The following is a 17,543-nucleotide window of genomic DNA, read 5'->3' as shown; positions in this document are numbered from 1 at the left end:
GCTGCGCGGCATGCTTCGCGACCCTCCCCGCAAGGGGGAGGGTGGGCGCCCAACTTGGGGAGGACACATGACCGAATCCATCATCGACGCCGACACGGTCGAGGCCCACAACGCCGCGCACGAAAACAACCTGCGCCGCGACTACGACCACCTCGGCGAACAGCTCGACCGGCGCGGCATAAAAATCGAAGCGATCCGGGAGAAGGTGCAAAAATTCGGCATCGCCATCCCCTCCTGGGGTGTCGGCACCGGAGGCACGCGCTTCGCCCGTTTCCCAGGCGAAGGCGAGCCGCGCGACGTGTTCGACAAGATCGAGGACTGCGCCGTTATCCAACAACTCACCCGCGCCACGCCGACGGTGTCGCTGCACATTCCGTGGGACAAGGCCGACCCGAAGCGGCTGAAGCAGGCCGCCTCGCGCTTCGGCCTCGGCTTCGACGCCATGAACTCCAATACCTTTTCCGACGCAAAGGATCAGAAGCTTTCGTACAAATTCGGCTCACTCAGCCATGCCGACGCCGCCGTGCGCCGCCAGGCGGTCGATCACAATCTGGAATGCATCGAGATCGGCAAGACGGTCGGCTCGAAGGCGCTGACGGTGTGGATCGGCGACGGCTCCAATTTTCCAGGTCAGGCGAATTTCACAAAGGCGTTCGAGCGCTATCTCGACGCCATGCGCGAGATCTATGACGCGCTGCCCGATGGCTGGAAGCTTTTCTCCGAGCACAAGATGTACGAGCCAGCCTTCTATTCGACGGTCGTGCAGGACTGGGGCACCAACTATCTGATCGCCCAGGAACTCGGGCCGAACGCCTATTGCCTGGTCGACCTCGGTCACCACGCGCCCAACGTCAACATTGAGATGATCGTGGCGCGGCTGATCCAGTTCGGCAAGTTGGGCGGCTTCCACTTCAACGATTCCAAATATGGTGACGACGACCTCGATGCCGGTTCGATCGATCCCTACCGGCTGTTCCTCGTCTTCAACGAACTGGTCGACGCGGAATTGCGGGGCGCGAAAGGATTCGATCCGGCGCATATGCTCGACCAGAGCCACAACGTCACCGACCCGATCGAGAGCCTCATGCTGTCGGCGGTCGAGGTGCAGCGCGCCTATGCGGCGGCGCTGCTGGTCGACCGCCAGGCGCTGGAGAGCCATCAAACCGACAACGACGCGCTCATGGCCACGCAGACGCTGAAGACGGCGTTCCGGACCGACGTAGAGCCGATCCTTGCCATGGCGCGGCTGAATGCCGGAGGCGCCATAGACCCGGTCGGCGCCTACCGCGCCGCCGGCTACCGGCGGAAGGTGGCGGCTGAGCGGCCGGCCGTCAGCTCGGGCGGCGGCGGCATTGTTTGAGGATTTTAAGGTTGGGGGGTGCGTCCTTCGAGGCTCGCCCGCAGACGTTTCATCTAAATTTTCAACACGTTGCGAGCCCGCACGACGTTGGATATCAAGAGCAAAGCTAAACGGGCGAGCCTCGAAGGACGCACCGGTCAAACCTAAGGCGTCAGCCCAGCCTACAGCGTCGCCCCAAGATGCCAGGGCACGAACTCGTTGTCGCCGTAGCCGAACTCCTCGCTCTTGGTCTTCTTGCCCGACGCCGTCTCGACGATGAGTTCGAAAATCTCGCGGCCCATCTGCGGGATGGTCTTGTCGCCCGAGGCGATGACGCCGCAATTGACGTCCATGTCCTCTTCCATTGAATTGTAGAGCGCCGTGTTGGTGGCGACCTTGATCGACGGGGTCGGATGGCTGCCAAAGCAGGAGCCGCGCCCCGTGGTGAAGACGATGACGTTGGCGCCGCCCGCCACCTGGCCGGTCGCCGACACCGGGTCGTAGCCGGGCGTGTCCATGAAGACGAGGCCATGGCCCGAAACCTTCTCGGCGTAGGCGAAGACACCGTTGAGCGGCGTCTGGCCACCCTTGGCCACGGCGCCCAGCGACTTTTCGAGGATGGTGGTCAGGCCGCCGCGCTTGTTGCCGGGCGACGGGTTGTTGTCGATCGAAGCGCCGTGCTTGGCGGTATGGTCTTCCCACCACTTGATGTAGCCGTCGAGTTTTTCCGCGATCTCCGGCGAGGCGGCGCGGTAGGCGAGCAGGTGTTCCGCGCCGTAGATCTCGGTGGTCTCGGAGAGAATACCGATGCCGCCCGCTGCTGCCAGGATATCGACCGCGGCACCGAGCGCCGGGTTGGCGGTGATGCCGGACATGCCGTCGGAGCCGCCGCATTGCAGGCCGACGACGATCTCGCTGACCGGTATCGGCTCGCGCTGCAGATTGCCGACCTCCTCGCAGATCTCCTCCAGCACGCCCATCGCCTTCTCGACCGATTTGCGCGAGCCCCCGGAATCCTGGATGTTGAAATGCCGCTTGCCGGCGGCCACGCCCTTCCGTCCGTAGAGCGTCAACTGGTTGACCTCGCAGCCGAGGCCGACCATCAGCGCGCCGCCGAAATTCGGATGGCGGGCATAGCCGGCCAGCGTGCGGTGCAGAACCATCATGCCGTCGCCGGTGGCGCTCATGCCGCAGCCCTGGCCGTGGACGATCGGCACAAAACCGTCGATGCCGGGATATTTCGGCTTAAGCCGCTTGTTGGCCTCGTCGGCGATGGCATGGCAGACAGTCGCGGAGCAATTGACGCTGGCGATGACGCCGATGAAATTGCGTGTTCCGGCGCGGCCGTCGGCGCGGCGATAGCCCATGAAGGTGCGGGCGCGCTCTTCTTCGGTCGCCTCGACCGGAGCAGTCGGCGGCACCACCGGCATGCGGCCGGATTCGAAGACGAGGTTGTGCGAATGGACATGCGCGCCGGCCGGAATGTCGGCGGTCGCCTTGCCGATCGCCTGCGCATATTTCACCACCGCTTCTCCTGCCGCGATCGGGCGGATCGCCACCTTGTGCCCCGGATCGATCGCGGCCAGCGCGATGACGCCTCCGGGCAGGGTTTCGCCGGCCTCTATCCGGCCATTGGCGACGGCGACATTGTCGGAGGGTGAAAGAACGATGCTTTTGGCGGCGGTCACGGGTCGTTTCCCTGGCTGTTCGGGATCATGGCTGAGGAGGCTCGCTTGGAGGCAGGACCCCATCCGGCGGTCCCGCTCCGATCGGTCAGGGACGAGGCGCGCGCCAAATAGGATTGACTCCCCCCAAAGGGAACGTATTGTCTTTTATCTTAAAAAAACATTTGAGCGCAATTGGTTTTTGGCCCGTACGGTACCGCCGAGGAGAAATGGGACTCCCCGATGTCGAAGACCAGCACGGTTTTCAAGCAAGCCTATAACCGCTGCCTGAGCCTGCTCGCTGCGCGTGACGGCCTGCCGTCGGAGCCGGAGTTGGGGCTGGCGCTCGGCGTCAGCCGCACGACCGTCCGCGCTATCCTGGCGCGTCTGGCGGAGGCCGGCGTCATCGCCTGGGACAAGCGCAGCAAAGTCAGGCTGCGGGCTCCGGTGGATGCCGATTTCTATCCGTCCGAGGAGACGGATTCGCCGGCCGAAATCATCGAGCGCAGTTTTATGAAGCGCCTGCTGGCCCAGGGCGTTGAGCCGGGCACGCAGATCACCGAGGTCGAACTGGCGCGCGAGATCGGGGTCGGAACCAGCAGCCTGCGCGAATTCCTGATCCGCTTCAGCCGTTTCGGCCTGATCGAGAAACGCCCGAACAGCCGCTGGATGTTCAAGGGGTTTACCCGCGAGTTCGCGCTGGAACTGACCGAGATCCGTGAGATGTTCGAGCTTCGCTCGGCTCTCGCCTTCGTTGAGCTCGGCGAAGCCAGCCCGGCATGGACAGCACTCGACGCCATGGAGGCCGAGCATCACGGTTTCGCCCATGCCATCGCACAGCAATATGTGGATTTTTCCGAGCTCGACGAGCGCTTCCACCGGCTTGTCCACAACGCCTCGCGCAACCGGTTCATCGTCGATTTCTACGACGTGATCGCCATGATCTTCCATTACCACTACCAATGGAACAAGGCGGGCGGGCGCGAGCGCAACGCCGTCGCCGTGATGGAGCATCTCGCCTATATCGAGGCCCTGAAATCCCGTGACCGGGACAGTGTGCAGGAAGCCTGCCGGGCACATCTCGACTCCGCCCGCACCACCTTGCTGAGATCCCTGCCGGGTGGTGTCGCCTGAGCAGTCGATCGGTCGCGGTTCCGAAATTTTTCCCGATGTTATGGAACCTTCGCGACTTTCGATGCGTTGAATGCCGGACTCCCCTTGAATCCGTGGAGGAACGGCATGGACGCGATCATGTTTCGTGTGCCTCTGAGACTGAATGTTGATGGCGCACCAGTTGAAATAGACTCTCTGCAGAATGCGATGGCCTTCCTGCGGGACTGGCCCGGCGCCCGGCGCGGGCCGGTCTATGCCTGCGCTACAAAGAGTTGCGAGGCCGCGCTTGCCGGCTCCGTGAAGGTCGAGGATGCGCGCAAGGCGCTCGAGAGCTTTGCCAGGATCACCGGGATACTCGGAACGCGAGCCTTCACGCCGGACCCGGTAATCGCGGCTCGTATCCCGTCGTCAACGCTCGCTATCCATCGCTGACACGCGTCAGACCGGCGCGCCGGCTACCGAGCCCCTGACCACCAGGTCGACCGGCCACACCTCGCCGCGCGGATCGTCCTCCAGCCCGGAGATGCGGGCGGCAAGGCGTTCTGCAATGCGCGCCCCGGCCAGGCGGATCGACGACCGCGTGGTGGAAAGCGGCACTGGAAAGTTCTCCGGCCTCAGCCACGGGAACACGTCGTCATGGGCGACGAGCGAGATATCTTTCGGTATCGAAAGACCGAGGTCGCGCAGCGCGCGCGCCACGCCCAGCGCCATGATCAGGCTGGAGCAGAGGATGGCGGTCGGCGCCATGTCCTGTTCGAGCAAGCCGCGGGCGGCACGATAGCCGTTCTCCTCGGTCATAACGACGGAACGGATCATTGACGGCGCCAGTTCGATGCCGGAAGCCGCCAGCGCGCGCCGCAGGCCCCGTTCGCGGAAGATCGCAAAAGTCTCGCGGTCGTCGCCGTTGATCAGTCCGATCCGCCGGTGGCCGAGCTGCACCAGCAGGCGGCCGGCCTCGTGAAACGCGCCTTCATTGTCGATGTCGAGATGCGGATATGGGAAATCCAGCCCCTCGGAACGGCCATGCACCAGGAAGGGCAGTCCGAGCTGCCGCAGCAGCATTATGCGGCGGTCCTGCGGCCGCGGCGACGATACGTAGACGGCGTCGACCTGCTTGTTGGCGGCGACGCGCCGATAGGTCGTCTCTTCGTCGCCGGCCTCCGCCGGGCTGAGCACGAGGTCGAGCTCGTGCGAGCGGGCATAGTCTCCAAGGCCGGAGAGGAATTCGACGAAATGCGGATCGATGTCGACGTTGGACCCTGTCGGCAGCACATAGCCGATCATGCCGGCCTTTCCCGTAGCCAGCCGTCGGGCGCTCGGATTTGGCCGATAGCCGTGACGCTTGGCGGCATCCATGACACGGCGGCGCGTTTCCTCACTGACCTCCGGATACCCATTAAGCGCCCGGCTGACCGTCGTCTGCGACAGGTCGAGCATGCGGGCAAGTTGCTTAAGGTTCATCGCGACATTTCCTCAAAGCGCTTTCAAAAATGCCGCCTTCCCGCTCCTGGCGCTTGAGATAGACCGCACGGGCAGATTAGGTTGTCCCAAGGGATTTTTGAAGGAAATCTTGCGCTGCACTGCACCAAAACAGCGTAGGAATGCGAGGGTCTCAAATTTAAATCGATTAGCGAATGAGGTCGCTTGACTTTATCAGCCCTTTGGTGTGTAGATTTGAAATAAGCCAAAGCGCTTTGAATATGCGGCATTCACGCCTGCGCCAGGTGCGCGAATCAAGTGTTGCGTGCCCTGCGTCGTTGGGGCAGTCTTTGGATAGGCTCGGTAAGGCGAGGTGGAGGCTTCGCCGCTGGGTTTACGCTTCTGGGAGGAGTGGCAATGAAGAAATCTCTGTTGTTGGGCGTTGCATTTTTTGTCGCCGCCCTGAGCGCGCCGGCGTCGGCCGAGCTGAAGTTCGCCCCGGGCGAGGATGCCCGTTTCGACTGGGCGAATTACGATGAACTGAAGAAGGTCGACCTGAAGGGCGAGACCCTGTCGGTGTTCGGTCCGTGGCGCGGCCCGGACGAAGCCCTTGTCCAGTCTGTTCTCGAGTATTTCCGCGAAGCGACCGGGGCGACGGTCAACTACTCCTCGTCGGAGAATTATGAGCAGCAGATCGTCATCGATACGCAGGCCGGCAGCCCGCCGAACATCGCGATCCTGCCGCAGCCGGGCTTGATCCAGGACCTGGCGTCGAAAGGTCTGCTGACGCCCCTCGACGACGCCACCGCGGCCTATGTCCGGGATAATTACGGCGCCGGCCAGAGCTGGGTCGATCTCGGCACCTACGCGGACAAGGACGGCACGAAGAAGTTCTTCGCCTTCCCGTACAAGGCCGATCTGAAGTCGCTCGTCTGGTATTCGCCCGAGAATTTCGAGGAGAACGACTATAAGGTTCCCGAGACCTGGGAAGACATGATGAAGCTGTCGGACCAGATCATCGCCGATGGAGGCGTGCCATGGTGCATCGGTCTGGGATCTGGCGGCGCCACCGGCTGGCCGGCGACCGACTGGGTCGAGGACATCATGCTGCGCACGGTGAAGCCTGAGGTCTACGACCAGTGGACCACCAACGCGATCCCGTTCAACGATCCGCAGGTCGTCAACGCGATCGACGTGTTCGCCAAGATCGCCACCAATCCGAAGATGGTCGACGGCGGCACCGCCGCGGTCGCCGCAACCGACTTCCGCGACAGCCCGAAGGGTCTCTTCGACGTTCCGCCGAAGTGCTACATGCACCGCCAGGCGTCCTTCATCCCCTCTTTCTTCCCGGAAGGCACGAAGCTCGGCGAAGATGCCGACTTCTTCTACCTGCCGCCGATGACCGCGCACGCCGATCTCGGCAAGCCGGTGCTGGGCGGCGGCACGCTGGCTCTGATCACCAAGGACTCGAAAGCCGCGCGCGCCTTCATCGAATTCCTCAAGATGCCGCTGGCGCATGAGATCTGGATGGCGCAGTCGGGCTTCCTGACGCCGCTGAAGACCGCCAAGCCGGAGGCCTATGCCGACGATACCTTGCGCCGCGAGGGCGAGGTTCTGGTCAACGCCTCGACCTTCCGCTTCGACGGCTCGGACCTGATGCCCGGCAAGATCGGCGCCGGCGCCTTCTGGACGGGCATGATCGACCTGGTCGGCGGCAAGTCGCCGGAGGATGTCGCGACCGATATCCAGAAGGCCTGGGACGGCCTGAAGTAGCTGCCAGGCAGCTAACGCCGGGCTGGCGGGAGAGCCGCGCCCGGTCATCTTTCCCGACGCCCGGCTGACGTGCGAGTGTTCGGGATCTCGCCAGGACCCTGATCCAGGCATGCGATGCCTGGACATCGACGGCGCACAGCCGCCGTGTGTTGAACGCACTCACGAGTCGCGAGGGGAAAGCGATGCTTTCGCAGATCATTTCCGCCATTGTCGTCATTATCGTCGGCGTCGGCGGCTGCGTCGCCTATTTCTGGGGCGCCAACAAGCTGGTCGACGTCATATTCCCGTCGCGCGGCGTCTCGGGCGCGGCGGCGATCGACAATCTCCGGCGCCAGGGCCTCGTGCGCCCGTGGTTGTTCATCGGGCCGGCGTTGCTGATCCTGATCGTCTACCTGATCTATCCGGTCATCAACACCGTCATCACCTCGTTCCAGGACAAGGCGGGCGAGGGTTTTGTGGGCCTCGCCAACTATCAATGGGCGCTCGGCGATGCGCAGTTCCGCAACTCGATCCTCAACAATCTGCTCTGGCTGCTGGTCGTGCCGGCGGCGTGCACCTTCCTCGGGCTGGTCATCGCCGTGCTCACCGACAAGATCTGGTGGGGCACGATCGCCAAGAGCCTGATCTTCCTGCCGCTGGCGATCTCCTTCGTCGGCGCGAGCGTGATCTGGAAATTCGTCTACGAATATCGCGGCGAGGGGCAGGTCCAGATCGGCCTGCTCAACGCGATCGTCCAGTGGTTCGGCGGAAGTCCGCAGGTCTGGATATCGATGCCGCTCTGGAACAATTTCTTCCTGATGGTCATCCTGATCTGGATCCAGACCGGCTTCGCGATGGTGATCCTTTCCTCGGCCTTGCGCGGCATTCCCGAGGAGACCATCGAAGCCGCCGTCATCGACGGTGCAAATCCGTTCCAGATCTTCTGGAAGATCATGATCCCGCAGATCTGGGGCACCATCATCGTCGTCTGGACGACGATCACCATCCTGGTCCTGAAGGTGTTCGACATCGTGCTGACGATGACCAACGGCCAATGGAACAGCCAGGTGCTCGCCAACCTGATGTTCGACTGGATGTTTCGCGGCGGCGGCGATTTCGGCAAGGGCGCCGCGATCGCGGTGGTCATCATGCTCGCCGTGCTGCCGATCATGATCTGGAACATCCGCCAGGCGAACAAGGAGGGGAAGCTCTGAGATGGCGCAGGCAAGCGGAAAGTCAGCCGGCAAGTCCTCCTTCGGCGCCTGGGGCGTCCACCTCGCGGTCCTGATCTTCGTGGCGATCTGGACACTGCCGACGCTCGGCATCCTTGTCACGTCGCTGCGCGACAAGGACCAGATCATCGCCTCGGGCTGGTGGAACTCGTTCCTGAGTTCAAGCCAGACGGTGGACGGACGCCTTGCCGCGGCGGACAAGCAGACCGAGAAGGACGGCAAGTTCGTAATCGAGGGCAACCTGTTCGAGGGTGCTGCCGCCCGCGAGATCAGCGCTTTCGGCACGAAGAGCCGCGCCCCGACCGAATTTCCCGCTGGCACGGTCGCCGACCTCGGCGACGGCGAGACGTTGCAGATCAACGCCGACGGCAGCTACGTCCATTCCTCGGCCAAGGCCTTCGAGGGCGATCGCGGCCAGCGCGTCTATTTCGCATCGTCGGCGCCGCCGAAATTCACCACCGAGAACTATCGCACGGTGCTCTTCGCCGAAGGCATCGGACGATCGTTCCTGAATTCGCTGACCGTCACCATCCCGGCAACGATCATCCCGATCATGATGGCGGCGTTCGCGGCCTATGCGCTGGCGTGGATGCGCTTCCCCGGGCGGGCGATCCTCATCGCGACCATCATCGGCCTGCTGGTCGTGCCGCTGCAGATGTCGCTGATACCGCTGCTCGAAATCTACAACGGCGTCGGCAATCTCTTCGGCGTGCCGTCAAAGACTTATCTCGGCATCTGGCTGGCGCATACCGGCTTCGGCCTGCCCTTCGCCATCTACCTGCTGCGCAGCTACATGGCCGGCCTGCCGCGCGAACTTATGGAATCGGCGCGCATCGACGGCGCCAGCGACTTCGAGATCTTCATGAAGATCGTACTGCCGTTGTCTTTCCCTGTGCTGGCCTCCTTCGCCATCTTCCAGTTCCTGTGGGTCTGGAACGACCTTCTGGTGGCGATGGTGTTCCTGGGTTCCGGCAACGAGCAACTGGTGCTGACCGGACGCCTCAACGCGCTGCTCGGATCGCGCGGCGGCGACTGGGAAATCCTCACCACCTCCGCGTTCATCACCATCATCGTGCCGCTGATCGTGTTCTTCTCGCTTCAGCGCTATTTCGTCCGAGGCCTGCTCGCGGGCTCGGTAAAGGGAGGTTGATCCGATGCAGTCATCGGTACGCAGGGCCGAGCGCCCGGAGACCGCGCCGCATCGCGACTGGTGGCGCGGCGCGGTGATCTACCAGATCTATCCGCGCAGCTACCAGGACTCCAACGGCGACGGCATCGGCGATCTGAAGGGCATTATCCGCCGCCTGCCGTATATCGCCGGTCTCGGTGCCGACGCGATCTGGATATCGCCCTTCTGCAAGTCGCCGATGAAGGATTTCGGCTACGATGTGTCGGACTATTGCGATGTCGACCCGATGTTCGGCACGCTTTCGGATTTCGATGCACTGGTCGCCGAAGCACACCGGCTCGGCCTCAAGGTGATGATGGACGAGGTGATCTCGCACACCGCCGACGTGCATCCCTGGTTCAAGGAGAGCCGGTCTAGCCGCACCAACCCCAAGGCCGACTGGTATGTGTGGGCCGACGCCAAGCCGGACGGCACGCCGCCCAACAACTGGCTGTCGATCTTCGGCGGTTCGGCCTGGGCATGGGACACCCGCCGCCAGCAGTATTTCATGCACAATTTCCTCTCGGAGCAGCCGGACCTCAACTTCCACAACCGGGAAGTCCAGGACGCTCTGCTCGACGTCACCCGCTTCTGGCTGGAGCGCGGCGTCGACGGTTTCCGGCTGGACACCATCAATTTCTACTTCCACAGCCAGGGGCTGGAGGACAATCCGGCGCTGCCTCCCTCCGAGCGCAACGACCAGACAGCGCCCTCGGTCAATCCCTACAACTACCAGGACCATATCTACGACAAGAGCCAGCCGGAGAATGTCGGCTTCCTCCGGCGTTTCCGCGCCCTGCTCGATGAATATCCGGCGGCAGCGGCGGTCGGCGAGGTCGGCGATTCGCAACGCGGCTTGCAGGTCGTTGCCGACTACACCGGCGGCGGCGACCGCGTGCAGATGTGCTACGCCTTCGATTTCCTGGCGCCGGAAAAGATCAGCGCGCCGAAAGTGAAGACCGTGCTGGAGGATTTCGGCCGCGTCGCCACCGACGGCTGGGCCTGCTGGGCTTTTTCCAACCACGACGTGAAGCGCCATGCTTCCCGCTGGGGCGAGGGCGAGGCGGACCGCACGGCCTATCTCAAGGTGATCTCGGCGCTTCTGATGTCGCTGCGCGGCTCGGTCTGCATCTATCAGGGCGAGGAACTCGGCCTGACCGAGGCCGACCTGGCCTTCGAAGACCTGCAGGACCCCTACGGCATCCGCTTCTGGCCGGAGTTCAAGGGCCGCGACGGCTGCCGCACGCCGATGGTGTGGGATTCGAAGGCGGTGAATGGCGGTTTCTCCACGGAAAAGCCTTGGCTGCCCGTGCCTTCCGAACATATCGGCATGGCGGTCGACACGCAGGCCGGCGATGCGGCGTCGCTGCTCGAGCATTATCGCCGCTTCCTGGCTTTCCGCCGGATCCATCCGGCCTTCGCCAAGGGCGAGATCGAATTCGTCTCCGCCGCCGGCGACGCGGTCGCCTTCAGTCGCCGCTACGGCAACGAGGAGATCGTCTGCGCCTTCAATCTGGGCGCCGCGCCGGCGGCCATCGATCTCGGCGGCGGCCGTGCCGTGCAGGCGCTGGCCGGGCACGGGTTTTCGGGCGCGCTGGACGGCGGAACGGTCCGCCTCGACGGATATGGAGCGTGGTTCGGGCGTCTGGCCTGACCGCGTCTGAGAAAACAAGGGAGGACAACATGGCTGATCTCACCCTCAGGGACGTCAAGAAGGCATATGGCAGCCTCTACACGCTCCACGGCATCGATCTCGACATCCAGTCGGGCGAATTCATCGTCTTCGTCGGTCCTTCCGGCTGCGGAAAGTCGACGCTGCTTCGCACCATTGCCGGGCTGGAGGAGATCACCGCCGGCACGCTGCAGATCGACGGCGAGACGGTCAACGACGTGCCGCCTTCGAAGCGCGGCATCGCCATGGTGTTCCAGTCCTACGCGCTCTACCCGCATATGACCGTCTACGACAACATGGCCTTCTCCATGCGCATCGCGCGCGAGAGCAAGGAGGAGATCGACAAGCGGGTGCGCAACGCCGCCGAGATCCTGCAACTGACGAAATATCTCGACCGCTTGCCCAAGGCGATGTCGGGCGGCCAGCGCCAGCGCGTCGCCATCGGCCGCGCCATCGTGCGCAACCCGAAAGTGTTTCTGTTCGACGAGCCGCTGTCGAACCTGGACGCAGCGCTTCGCGTCGCCACCCGCATCGAGATCGCCAAGCTGAAGGAATCGATGCCCAACACGACGATGATCTACGTCACCCACGACCAGGTCGAGGCGATGACCCTGGCCGACCGCATTGTCGTGCTGAAGGACGGGCGCATCGAGCAGGTCGGCACCCCGATGGAGCTTTACAAGCATCCGGGCAATCTGTTCGTGGCGCAATTCATCGGCTCGCCGGCCATGAACATCCTGCCGGCGACCCTGAGCAAGCCGGGCATGCCGACGCAGGTCGACGTCTTCGGCCGCAAGATTGGCGTGCCGGTTGCCACGCCCGCCGAGAGCGTCGGCTCCACCATCAGCTTCGGTGTCCGCCCCGAGGATCTTTTCCTGGCCAGCGGCGACAACGTGCTGTTCGAAGGGGTTATCGACTACATCGAGCAGCTCGGCGAGGTGCAGCTTGTCTATCTCGACATCGGCCGTCCGAACGAGCCGATCGTGGCAAAACTCCCCGGCAATGCGGAAATCCAGCGCGGTTCGACGCTCAGGCTTTCGGCTGATGCCGGCGACCTGCACATCTTCGATGCCCAGGGCCTGTCTTTCGCGCGCCCGCGCGTCGAGGCGAAGGCCGCCTGACCCCTCCTCCCGTCCGGCGCCTTTGCGGCGGGCTCCCGAGAGGGAGCCCGCCTGCTGTCGGGGCTGCGAAATGGGATCGGAGCCGGGAGAAGGCGTTGCTAGGCCGCGGTCGCCGCGTGCGCGCCAGCGGCCGGCCCGAAGGAATTGACTTCTCCCACCAGGAAGACTTCCATCGCCTCGCCGCGTCCGCGCAGCCGGTGCGTGCCGGACGGGATCGTCTCGAAGCGCTCGTCGAGGCGCGAGGCGGTCTCGGCGGAAATGGCGATCGCCGTCTCGGCTTCGGGCGCCAGCACCTTGCCCAGCTCTTGCAGCCGCTGGCTGACGTTTACCGTGTCTCCGATGATCGTGTAGTTGACGCGGTCGGATGCGCCGATGTTGCCGACGATGACTGGGCCCGTATGGATGCCGATGCGCACCCGCACCGCCTGCCGGCCTTCCGCAGCCGCCAGCCGGTTGTCTTCCTCGAGTTCGTCGCGGATGACGGCGGCAGCGCGAACCGCGGCGGCGGCATGGCCCTTCAGGTGGTCCGGCGCGCCGAAGAACGCCATCATGCCGTCGCCCAGGAACTTGTCGACCGTGCCGCCCTGCTGGTCGACGGCGCGGCACAGGATAGCGAAGTGCCGGTTGAGCAGTTTCGCCGCCTCGGCCGCGCCCATGCGCTCCGACAGCGCGGTGAAGTCGGCGATGTCGGTGAACATGACGGTGACGATCGCCTCGCGCGACTCGACCACGCCGATCTCGCCGCTGCGGACCAGTTTGGCCACCAGCGAACGCGGGATATAGGTCGAGAAGGCGCGCAGGCCGATCAGCATGGCGTTGAAGGCGGAGGCCTGGTCGTCCAGCTCCAGAACCCGGCTGCGCGGCAGCGGCGCCAGGCCGTCGAGATCGAAATCGGCGACGCGGGTCGCCTGTCCGGCGATCGCCTGGATCGGCCGTGACAGCCGCCTGCCGAGCAAAACGGCGACGATGATCGCGGCGGCCATCGCGGCAAGCCCCAGCATCGCCGATCCGATGATGCGCTCGACCTCGTCGCCGATCTGGCTGCCCTTGAAATAGGCGCCGATGGTCCATGGCTGTTCGCCGTAACCGTCGATCTTGCGGGTGATGGCGACATAGCTGTCTTCGCCGTCCCACCAGTCGGACGCTTCGTTGCGGTCACCGATGTCGACTTCGGCGAGTTCGACGTCGCGCGCCCGCCCCGAATCGAACTGGTCCCCCACCTTGCGCGCGGGATAGGCGGCCAGCACCGGATCGCCGAATGTAGCGAGCGGCATGAGCGGCGTGATGCCGTTTTTCATGGAAGCGGGATCGGCGAGCCTTTCATCCGCCAGGACGCGGTCGTCGCCGTCGAGGATGAAGGCGTGCGTGCCGAAGCGCTTGGAAAGCTGTTGCGTGATCTCGGACAATTTGTGGAGTTCGACCGCCGCGATCACCCAGCCCTGCGGGGCAGCGCCGTTGGAGAGCGGCACCGACACCTGCGCGAACAGGCCGTGCTCGTTGGCGACGAAGGCGCCCCAGCGGCGGCCGTTGACCTGGCGGCGCTGCTCCAGCGCCGCCAGCACCTGCGGCGCCTTCTCGGGCTCGGGCTGGAAGCGGCGGATCGAGCCGGGTGCGTCGCCTCCCGTCTGGCGGGCCACGCCGCGGCAGACCATGTCGGGTGTGCAGATCAGCATGGCAGTCGCCTGCTTCGTGGCCGACAGCGCGCCCGCCAGCGCCGCCGCCATCGCGTCCTCGTTGTCGATGCGGAACTGGCCCTGCGCATAAAGCTGCGCGACGCCGTCGACGGCGCTTTCGGTGCGCTCCATCTCCGAGCGCAGCGAATCCTCCATCGCATCGACGAGCAGGGTCGACTGCGCGCCGAGCAGGTCGAAGGTGTTGCGGAGATTGGCGCCGACCGTCAGCGCCAGCACGCCGCCGACGGACAGCAGGATCAGCGTGCCAAAGCTCAGCGCCATGATGACGGAGACCGGGATGCGGCGGCGCCGGTCCGCCGGACGTTGCAGCCGCACCGGCTGTGTCGAGGTGCTCATGCCGCCAATGTCGTCATGAAATGGGCAAATGCAAGTCCGTCGCGCGACGAGCGCGTCGGTCCGGCCGGGTTCATTCGCATCGCCTCGCCAGATGCGGCGATCCGGCAGGCGGTATGGGTGCCCGGCCAAAGGGACAGCTACCGTATGTTTTGACAGCGCGGATCGCCGCCAGGCCGCGGAAATTTCGCGCTGGCGGTCGATGCTTCGCCTTTGGCGTCCGGGGTCGCGCGGTCAGGACGTGTTCGGTTTCTCCATCGCCCACTGCGCCAGCCCGTGAACGACCTCCAGAACGTCCTGAACCTCGTGGGTGGATTTTGGCCGCCAGCCCGGCGGCCGGCCCGGTTTTAGCGGCCATAGGCGGCGAGCCCGCGCCGCTTTGCCGGTTCGCTTGAATGGCGCGATTCCTGCGTCTCGGCGCTGCTTTTCCTTCGCGGCCGCCGCCGCGTTGCGCGCCCGCCAGCGAGCGAAGCGTCTGGCCTGCCCCGGCAAATCGTCGAGGGCGGCGGCCAGCGCCTGCAGCCGCAGGGAAATCCGCGTTGCGTCGACCGGATCGTCGCCGGGGAGGCGGCGGAACGGCATGCCGGACGGCGCGCCGCCGGCCGCCACCGGCCATGGGCGGACACTCCAGGGCCGCAGCGGATCGAACAGCGGCAGGCTGAGCTTTTTCGGGCGGGCGGCGCGGCGTTCGGCGGCACGCCGGGCAGCAGCAGCGCGCCTCAGTTCAGCACGCGACACGGTGACGGCGATGCCGAAGCCGCGCAACAGCGGCTCGATGGGTTTCGGCGTCGATTTTCGCGGACGCGCTGGCGGTAGTATGACCACCACCCCACGCGCCGCCACGATGATCAGCCGCCGCACCGCCGCTTCGGCTGGTCGCAGCAGTTTTGCGATAGCGCGATGCAGGTTTCGGGGAAGGGTAAATGCCGGGGACAGTTTACTTTTTTCGGCCCGCGCGACTTCTGAACTGCTTCGGCCTTCCTGCCGAAAGAAAGTAAAATGTCCCCTAGCGCCAAGCCCGGCCATGGCGACGAGCATGGCCAGCACACGCTTCAGCGCTTCCCGGTTCTTGTCGACTGCCGCAGTCCAGTCCATCGCCGCTTCCTTCCGAGTAAAGGCGGGGAGGATTATCGCTCCGGTCGGAGGGGTGGGGAAAAGACGCGGGAAAATAATCCTGACGGATGCTGACAAGGACGGTGGCTGACTATCTGCTTGAAGAAGCTATCCCGTGCAATTCCAGCGTCTTGCCATGGGCGCTTTGCCTCGACCGTTGGCGCCGCCCCTCACTGTACTGCCGGACATCTCTCCCCGTAAGAACGGGGCGAGAGGGCCAGGCTTCACCGATTTCGCCAACCTTGACCGTTGGAGATTTGCGAAGAAGTTGCGGCAGGCCGTCCTCGCCCCGTTCTTCACGGGGAGAGGGTCCGAAGGACGCAGGCAGGTGAGGGGCGGCGCGGAGGGTCGAAGCACAATCAACGGAAACAGCGGTCGGTGCGGCGCAGGTATTCGGGCACCTGTTTGACGGGTGATGTTGAACTGTACCAGGCACCCGCTGGCGAGAGCGAACCCTAACGACGCTCTCGACCTCGGCCAGACCGCCAGAATGAGGCGATCGGCTGCCACCCCAGGGAGACGGAAAATGCCCTGAGACGGTCCGTCAGCCCACGAATGTGTCGTAGAGCAGCTTCAAATTCAGCGCCACGATGATTGCCGCGACCAGCCAGGCGGTTGCCGACATCCATAGTGGGATGGTGAACGTCCCCATCTTCTTGCGGTCGGCGACGAAATAGACCAGCGGGATAACGGCGAAGGGAAGCTGCATCGACAGGATCACCTGGCTCAGCACCAGCAGATGCGCCGTGCCGCTTTCGCCGTAGAGCGCCGTGACGAACACTACCGGGACGATGGCGATGCCGCGCGTCAACAACCGCCGGGCCAGATGCGGCAGGCGCAGCCGCAAAAAGCCTTCCATAACGATCTGGCCGGCCAGCGTCGCGGTGATCGTCGAATTGAGGCCGGAGGCGAGAAGCGCCACGGCGAACAGGGTCGAGGCGATGCCCAGGCCCAGCATCGGCGACAGAAGCTCGTGCGCCTGGCCGATCTCGGCGATGTCGGTGCGGCCGTTCTCGTGGAACACCGCCGCCGCCACGATCAGGATCGAGGCGTTGATGAACAGCGCCAGCATCAGCGCGATGGTGGAATCGGTGGTCGCCCATTTGATCGCGTCGCGCTTGCCTTCGTCGGTGCGCGGATAGGCGCGGGTCTGCACGATCGAGGAATGCAGATAGAGATTGTGCGGCATGACGGTGGCGCCGAGGATGCCGATGGCGATGTAGAGCATCGCGGGATTGGTGACGACTTCCGTGGACGGGATGAAACCGCGCAGGACGGCGGCGACCGGCGGCGCGGCGGCGACGATCTGGACGAGGAAGCAGACGGCAATGACGATCAGCAGGGCGATGACGAAGGCTTCGAGGTAGCGGAAGCCGCGGTTCATCAGGAGCAGCAGCAGGAACGCGTCGAGCGCCGCGATCAGCGCGCCGCCGATCAGCGGGATGCCGAACAGAAGTTGCAAGGCGATGGCCGTGCCGATGACTTCGGCGAGATCGCAGGCGATGATCGCCAGTTCGCAGGCAAACCACAGCGCGTAGTTGACTGGCCTGGGAAAGCTGTCGCGGCAGGCCTGGGCGAGATCGCGGCCGGTGACGATGCCGAGGCGGGCGGACAGCGCCTGCAGCAGGATCGCCATCAGGTTCGAAATCAGGATGACGCAGAGCAGCGTATAGCCGAACTGCGAACCGCCGGCGAGGTCGGTCGCCCAGTTGCCGGGGTCCATGTAGCCGACCGACACCATGTAGCCGGGGCCGGCGAAGGCCATGAGCTTGCGCATCCACGACCCGCCGATGGGCACGGCGATCGACGAGTTGACCTCCGGCAGGCTCGCCCTGTCCGCAACCCGAGCAAAACTCCATCCGGAGGACGGAAGGAGGTCGTTCTTGGTCGCGATGTCGGTCATTTCAAGCCTTTGCCGCACAG

The 17,543-nt window shown here is 64.5% G+C and carries 13 protein-coding genes; 8 read left to right on the top strand and 5 right to left on the bottom strand.

Annotated features, from left to right (window positions below):
* Positions 1–67 precede the first annotated feature (67 nt).
* Positions 68–1,360 carry an L-rhamnose catabolism isomerase gene (rhaI, locus tag ACSBOB_RS32845; RefSeq protein ID WP_442580190.1) on the top strand — a complete coding sequence of 431 codons (1,293 nt, stop codon included), beginning with the start codon at positions 68–70 and terminating at the stop codon, positions 1,358–1,360.
* 161 nt (positions 1,361–1,521) lie between these two features.
* Here the strand turns inward: rhaI and ACSBOB_RS32840 are convergent, their stop codons facing one another.
* Positions 1,522–3,027 carry a UxaA family hydrolase gene (locus ACSBOB_RS32840; RefSeq protein ID WP_442580189.1) on the bottom strand — a complete coding sequence of 502 codons (1,506 nt, stop codon included), beginning with the start codon at positions 3,025–3,027 and terminating at the stop codon, positions 1,522–1,524.
* Positions 3,028–3,246: 219 nt separating this feature from the next.
* Here ACSBOB_RS32840 and ACSBOB_RS32835 point away from each other — a divergent pair, with 219 nt between their 5' ends.
* Entirely contained in the window at positions 3,247–4,137 is an 891-nt protein-coding gene (locus tag ACSBOB_RS32835; protein ID WP_442580188.1) for a GntR family transcriptional regulator, read from the top strand.
* A gap of 105 nt (positions 4,138–4,242) precedes the next feature.
* Entirely contained in the window at positions 4,243–4,548 is a 306-nt protein-coding gene (locus ACSBOB_RS32830; RefSeq protein WP_442580187.1) for a DUF982 domain-containing protein, read from the top strand.
* A gap of 6 nt (positions 4,549–4,554) precedes the next feature.
* Here ACSBOB_RS32830 and ACSBOB_RS32825 read toward each other — a convergent pair whose 3' ends face one another.
* Entirely contained in the window at positions 4,555–5,577 is a 1,023-nt protein-coding gene (locus ACSBOB_RS32825; protein WP_442580186.1) for a substrate-binding domain-containing protein, read from the bottom strand.
* A 375-nt stretch (positions 5,578–5,952) separates the two neighbouring features.
* Here ACSBOB_RS32825 and ACSBOB_RS32820 point away from each other — a divergent pair, with 375 nt between their 5' ends.
* The 5 genes from ACSBOB_RS32820 to ACSBOB_RS32800 all read left to right on the top strand — a co-directional run bounded on the left by ACSBOB_RS32820 (position 5,953) and on the right by ACSBOB_RS32800 (position 12,480).
* Positions 5,953–7,308 carry an ABC transporter substrate-binding protein gene (locus ACSBOB_RS32820; protein WP_442580185.1) on the top strand — a complete coding sequence of 452 codons (1,356 nt, stop codon included), beginning with the start codon at positions 5,953–5,955 and terminating at the stop codon, positions 7,306–7,308.
* A 182-nt stretch (positions 7,309–7,490) separates the two neighbouring features.
* Complete coding sequence (locus tag ACSBOB_RS32815) at positions 7,491–8,501, top strand: carbohydrate ABC transporter permease (RefSeq protein ID WP_442580184.1); 1,011 nt, start codon at positions 7,491–7,493, stop codon at positions 8,499–8,501.
* A gap of 1 nt (position 8,502) precedes the next feature.
* Complete coding sequence (locus ACSBOB_RS32810) at positions 8,503–9,669, top strand: carbohydrate ABC transporter permease (RefSeq protein ID WP_442580183.1); 1,167 nt, start codon at positions 8,503–8,505, stop codon at positions 9,667–9,669.
* A 4-nt stretch (positions 9,670–9,673) separates the two neighbouring features.
* Positions 9,674–11,341 carry a beta-galactosidase BglA gene (gene bglA, locus ACSBOB_RS32805; protein WP_442580182.1) on the top strand — a complete coding sequence of 556 codons (1,668 nt, stop codon included), beginning with the start codon at positions 9,674–9,676 and terminating at the stop codon, positions 11,339–11,341.
* 29 nt (positions 11,342–11,370) lie between these two features.
* Entirely contained in the window at positions 11,371–12,480 is a 1,110-nt protein-coding gene (locus ACSBOB_RS32800; protein ID WP_442580181.1) for an ABC transporter ATP-binding protein, read from the top strand.
* 98 nt (positions 12,481–12,578) lie between these two features.
* Here ACSBOB_RS32800 and ACSBOB_RS32795 read toward each other — a convergent pair whose 3' ends face one another.
* The 3 genes from ACSBOB_RS32795 to ACSBOB_RS32785 form a co-directional block, all read right to left on the bottom strand.
* Positions 12,579–14,510 (bottom strand): adenylate/guanylate cyclase domain-containing protein, encoded by a 1,932-nt coding sequence (locus ACSBOB_RS32795; RefSeq protein ID WP_442580180.1) that lies wholly within the window; start codon positions 14,508–14,510, stop codon positions 12,579–12,581.
* A 231-nt stretch (positions 14,511–14,741) separates the two neighbouring features.
* Entirely contained in the window at positions 14,742–15,602 is an 861-nt protein-coding gene (locus ACSBOB_RS32790) for a hypothetical protein (protein WP_442580179.1), read from the bottom strand.
* A 562-nt stretch (positions 15,603–16,164) separates the two neighbouring features.
* A complete protein-coding gene (locus ACSBOB_RS32785; RefSeq protein ID WP_442580178.1) occupies positions 16,165–17,523 on the bottom strand; it encodes an Nramp family divalent metal transporter in 1,359 nt (452 codons plus the stop codon).
* Between the last annotated feature and the right edge of the window lie 20 nt (positions 17,524–17,543).

Source organism: Mesorhizobium sp. KACC 23794 (assembly GCF_052180275.1).
Taxonomy (GTDB): Bacteria; Pseudomonadota; Alphaproteobacteria; order Rhizobiales; family Rhizobiaceae; genus Kumtagia.
This window is presented reverse-complemented; position numbering and strand designations above follow the sequence as displayed.

Excerpts from the sequence above, each read along its gene's own strand:
- rhaI (WP_442580190.1), top strand. The coding sequence starts at position 68 with ATGACCGAATCCATCATCGACGCCGACACGGTCGAGGCCCACAACGCC.
- ACSBOB_RS32835 (WP_442580188.1), top strand. The coding sequence starts at position 3,247 with ATGTCGAAGACCAGCACGGTTTTCAAGCAAGCCTATAACCGCTGCCTG.
- ACSBOB_RS32830 (WP_442580187.1), top strand. The coding sequence starts at position 4,243 with ATGGACGCGATCATGTTTCGTGTGCCTCTGAGACTGAATGTTGATGGC.
- ACSBOB_RS32825 (WP_442580186.1), bottom strand. The coding sequence starts at position 5,577 with ATGAACCTTAAGCAACTTGCCCGCATGCTCGACCTGTCGCAGACGACG.
- ACSBOB_RS32820 (WP_442580185.1), top strand. The coding sequence starts at position 5,953 with ATGAAGAAATCTCTGTTGTTGGGCGTTGCATTTTTTGTCGCCGCCCTG.
- ACSBOB_RS32815 (WP_442580184.1), top strand. The coding sequence starts at position 7,491 with ATGCTTTCGCAGATCATTTCCGCCATTGTCGTCATTATCGTCGGCGTC.
- ACSBOB_RS32810 (WP_442580183.1), top strand. The coding sequence starts at position 8,503 with ATGGCGCAGGCAAGCGGAAAGTCAGCCGGCAAGTCCTCCTTCGGCGCC.
- bglA (WP_442580182.1), top strand. The coding sequence starts at position 9,674 with ATGCAGTCATCGGTACGCAGGGCCGAGCGCCCGGAGACCGCGCCGCAT.
- ACSBOB_RS32800 (WP_442580181.1), top strand. The coding sequence starts at position 11,371 with ATGGCTGATCTCACCCTCAGGGACGTCAAGAAGGCATATGGCAGCCTC.
- ACSBOB_RS32795 (WP_442580180.1), bottom strand. The coding sequence starts at position 14,510 with ATGAGCACCTCGACACAGCCGGTGCGGCTGCAACGTCCGGCGGACCGG.
- ACSBOB_RS32790 (WP_442580179.1), bottom strand. The coding sequence starts at position 15,602 with ATGGACTGGACTGCGGCAGTCGACAAGAACCGGGAAGCGCTGAAGCGT.
- ACSBOB_RS32785 (WP_442580178.1), bottom strand. The coding sequence starts at position 17,523 with ATGACCGACATCGCGACCAAGAACGACCTCCTTCCGTCCTCCGGATGG.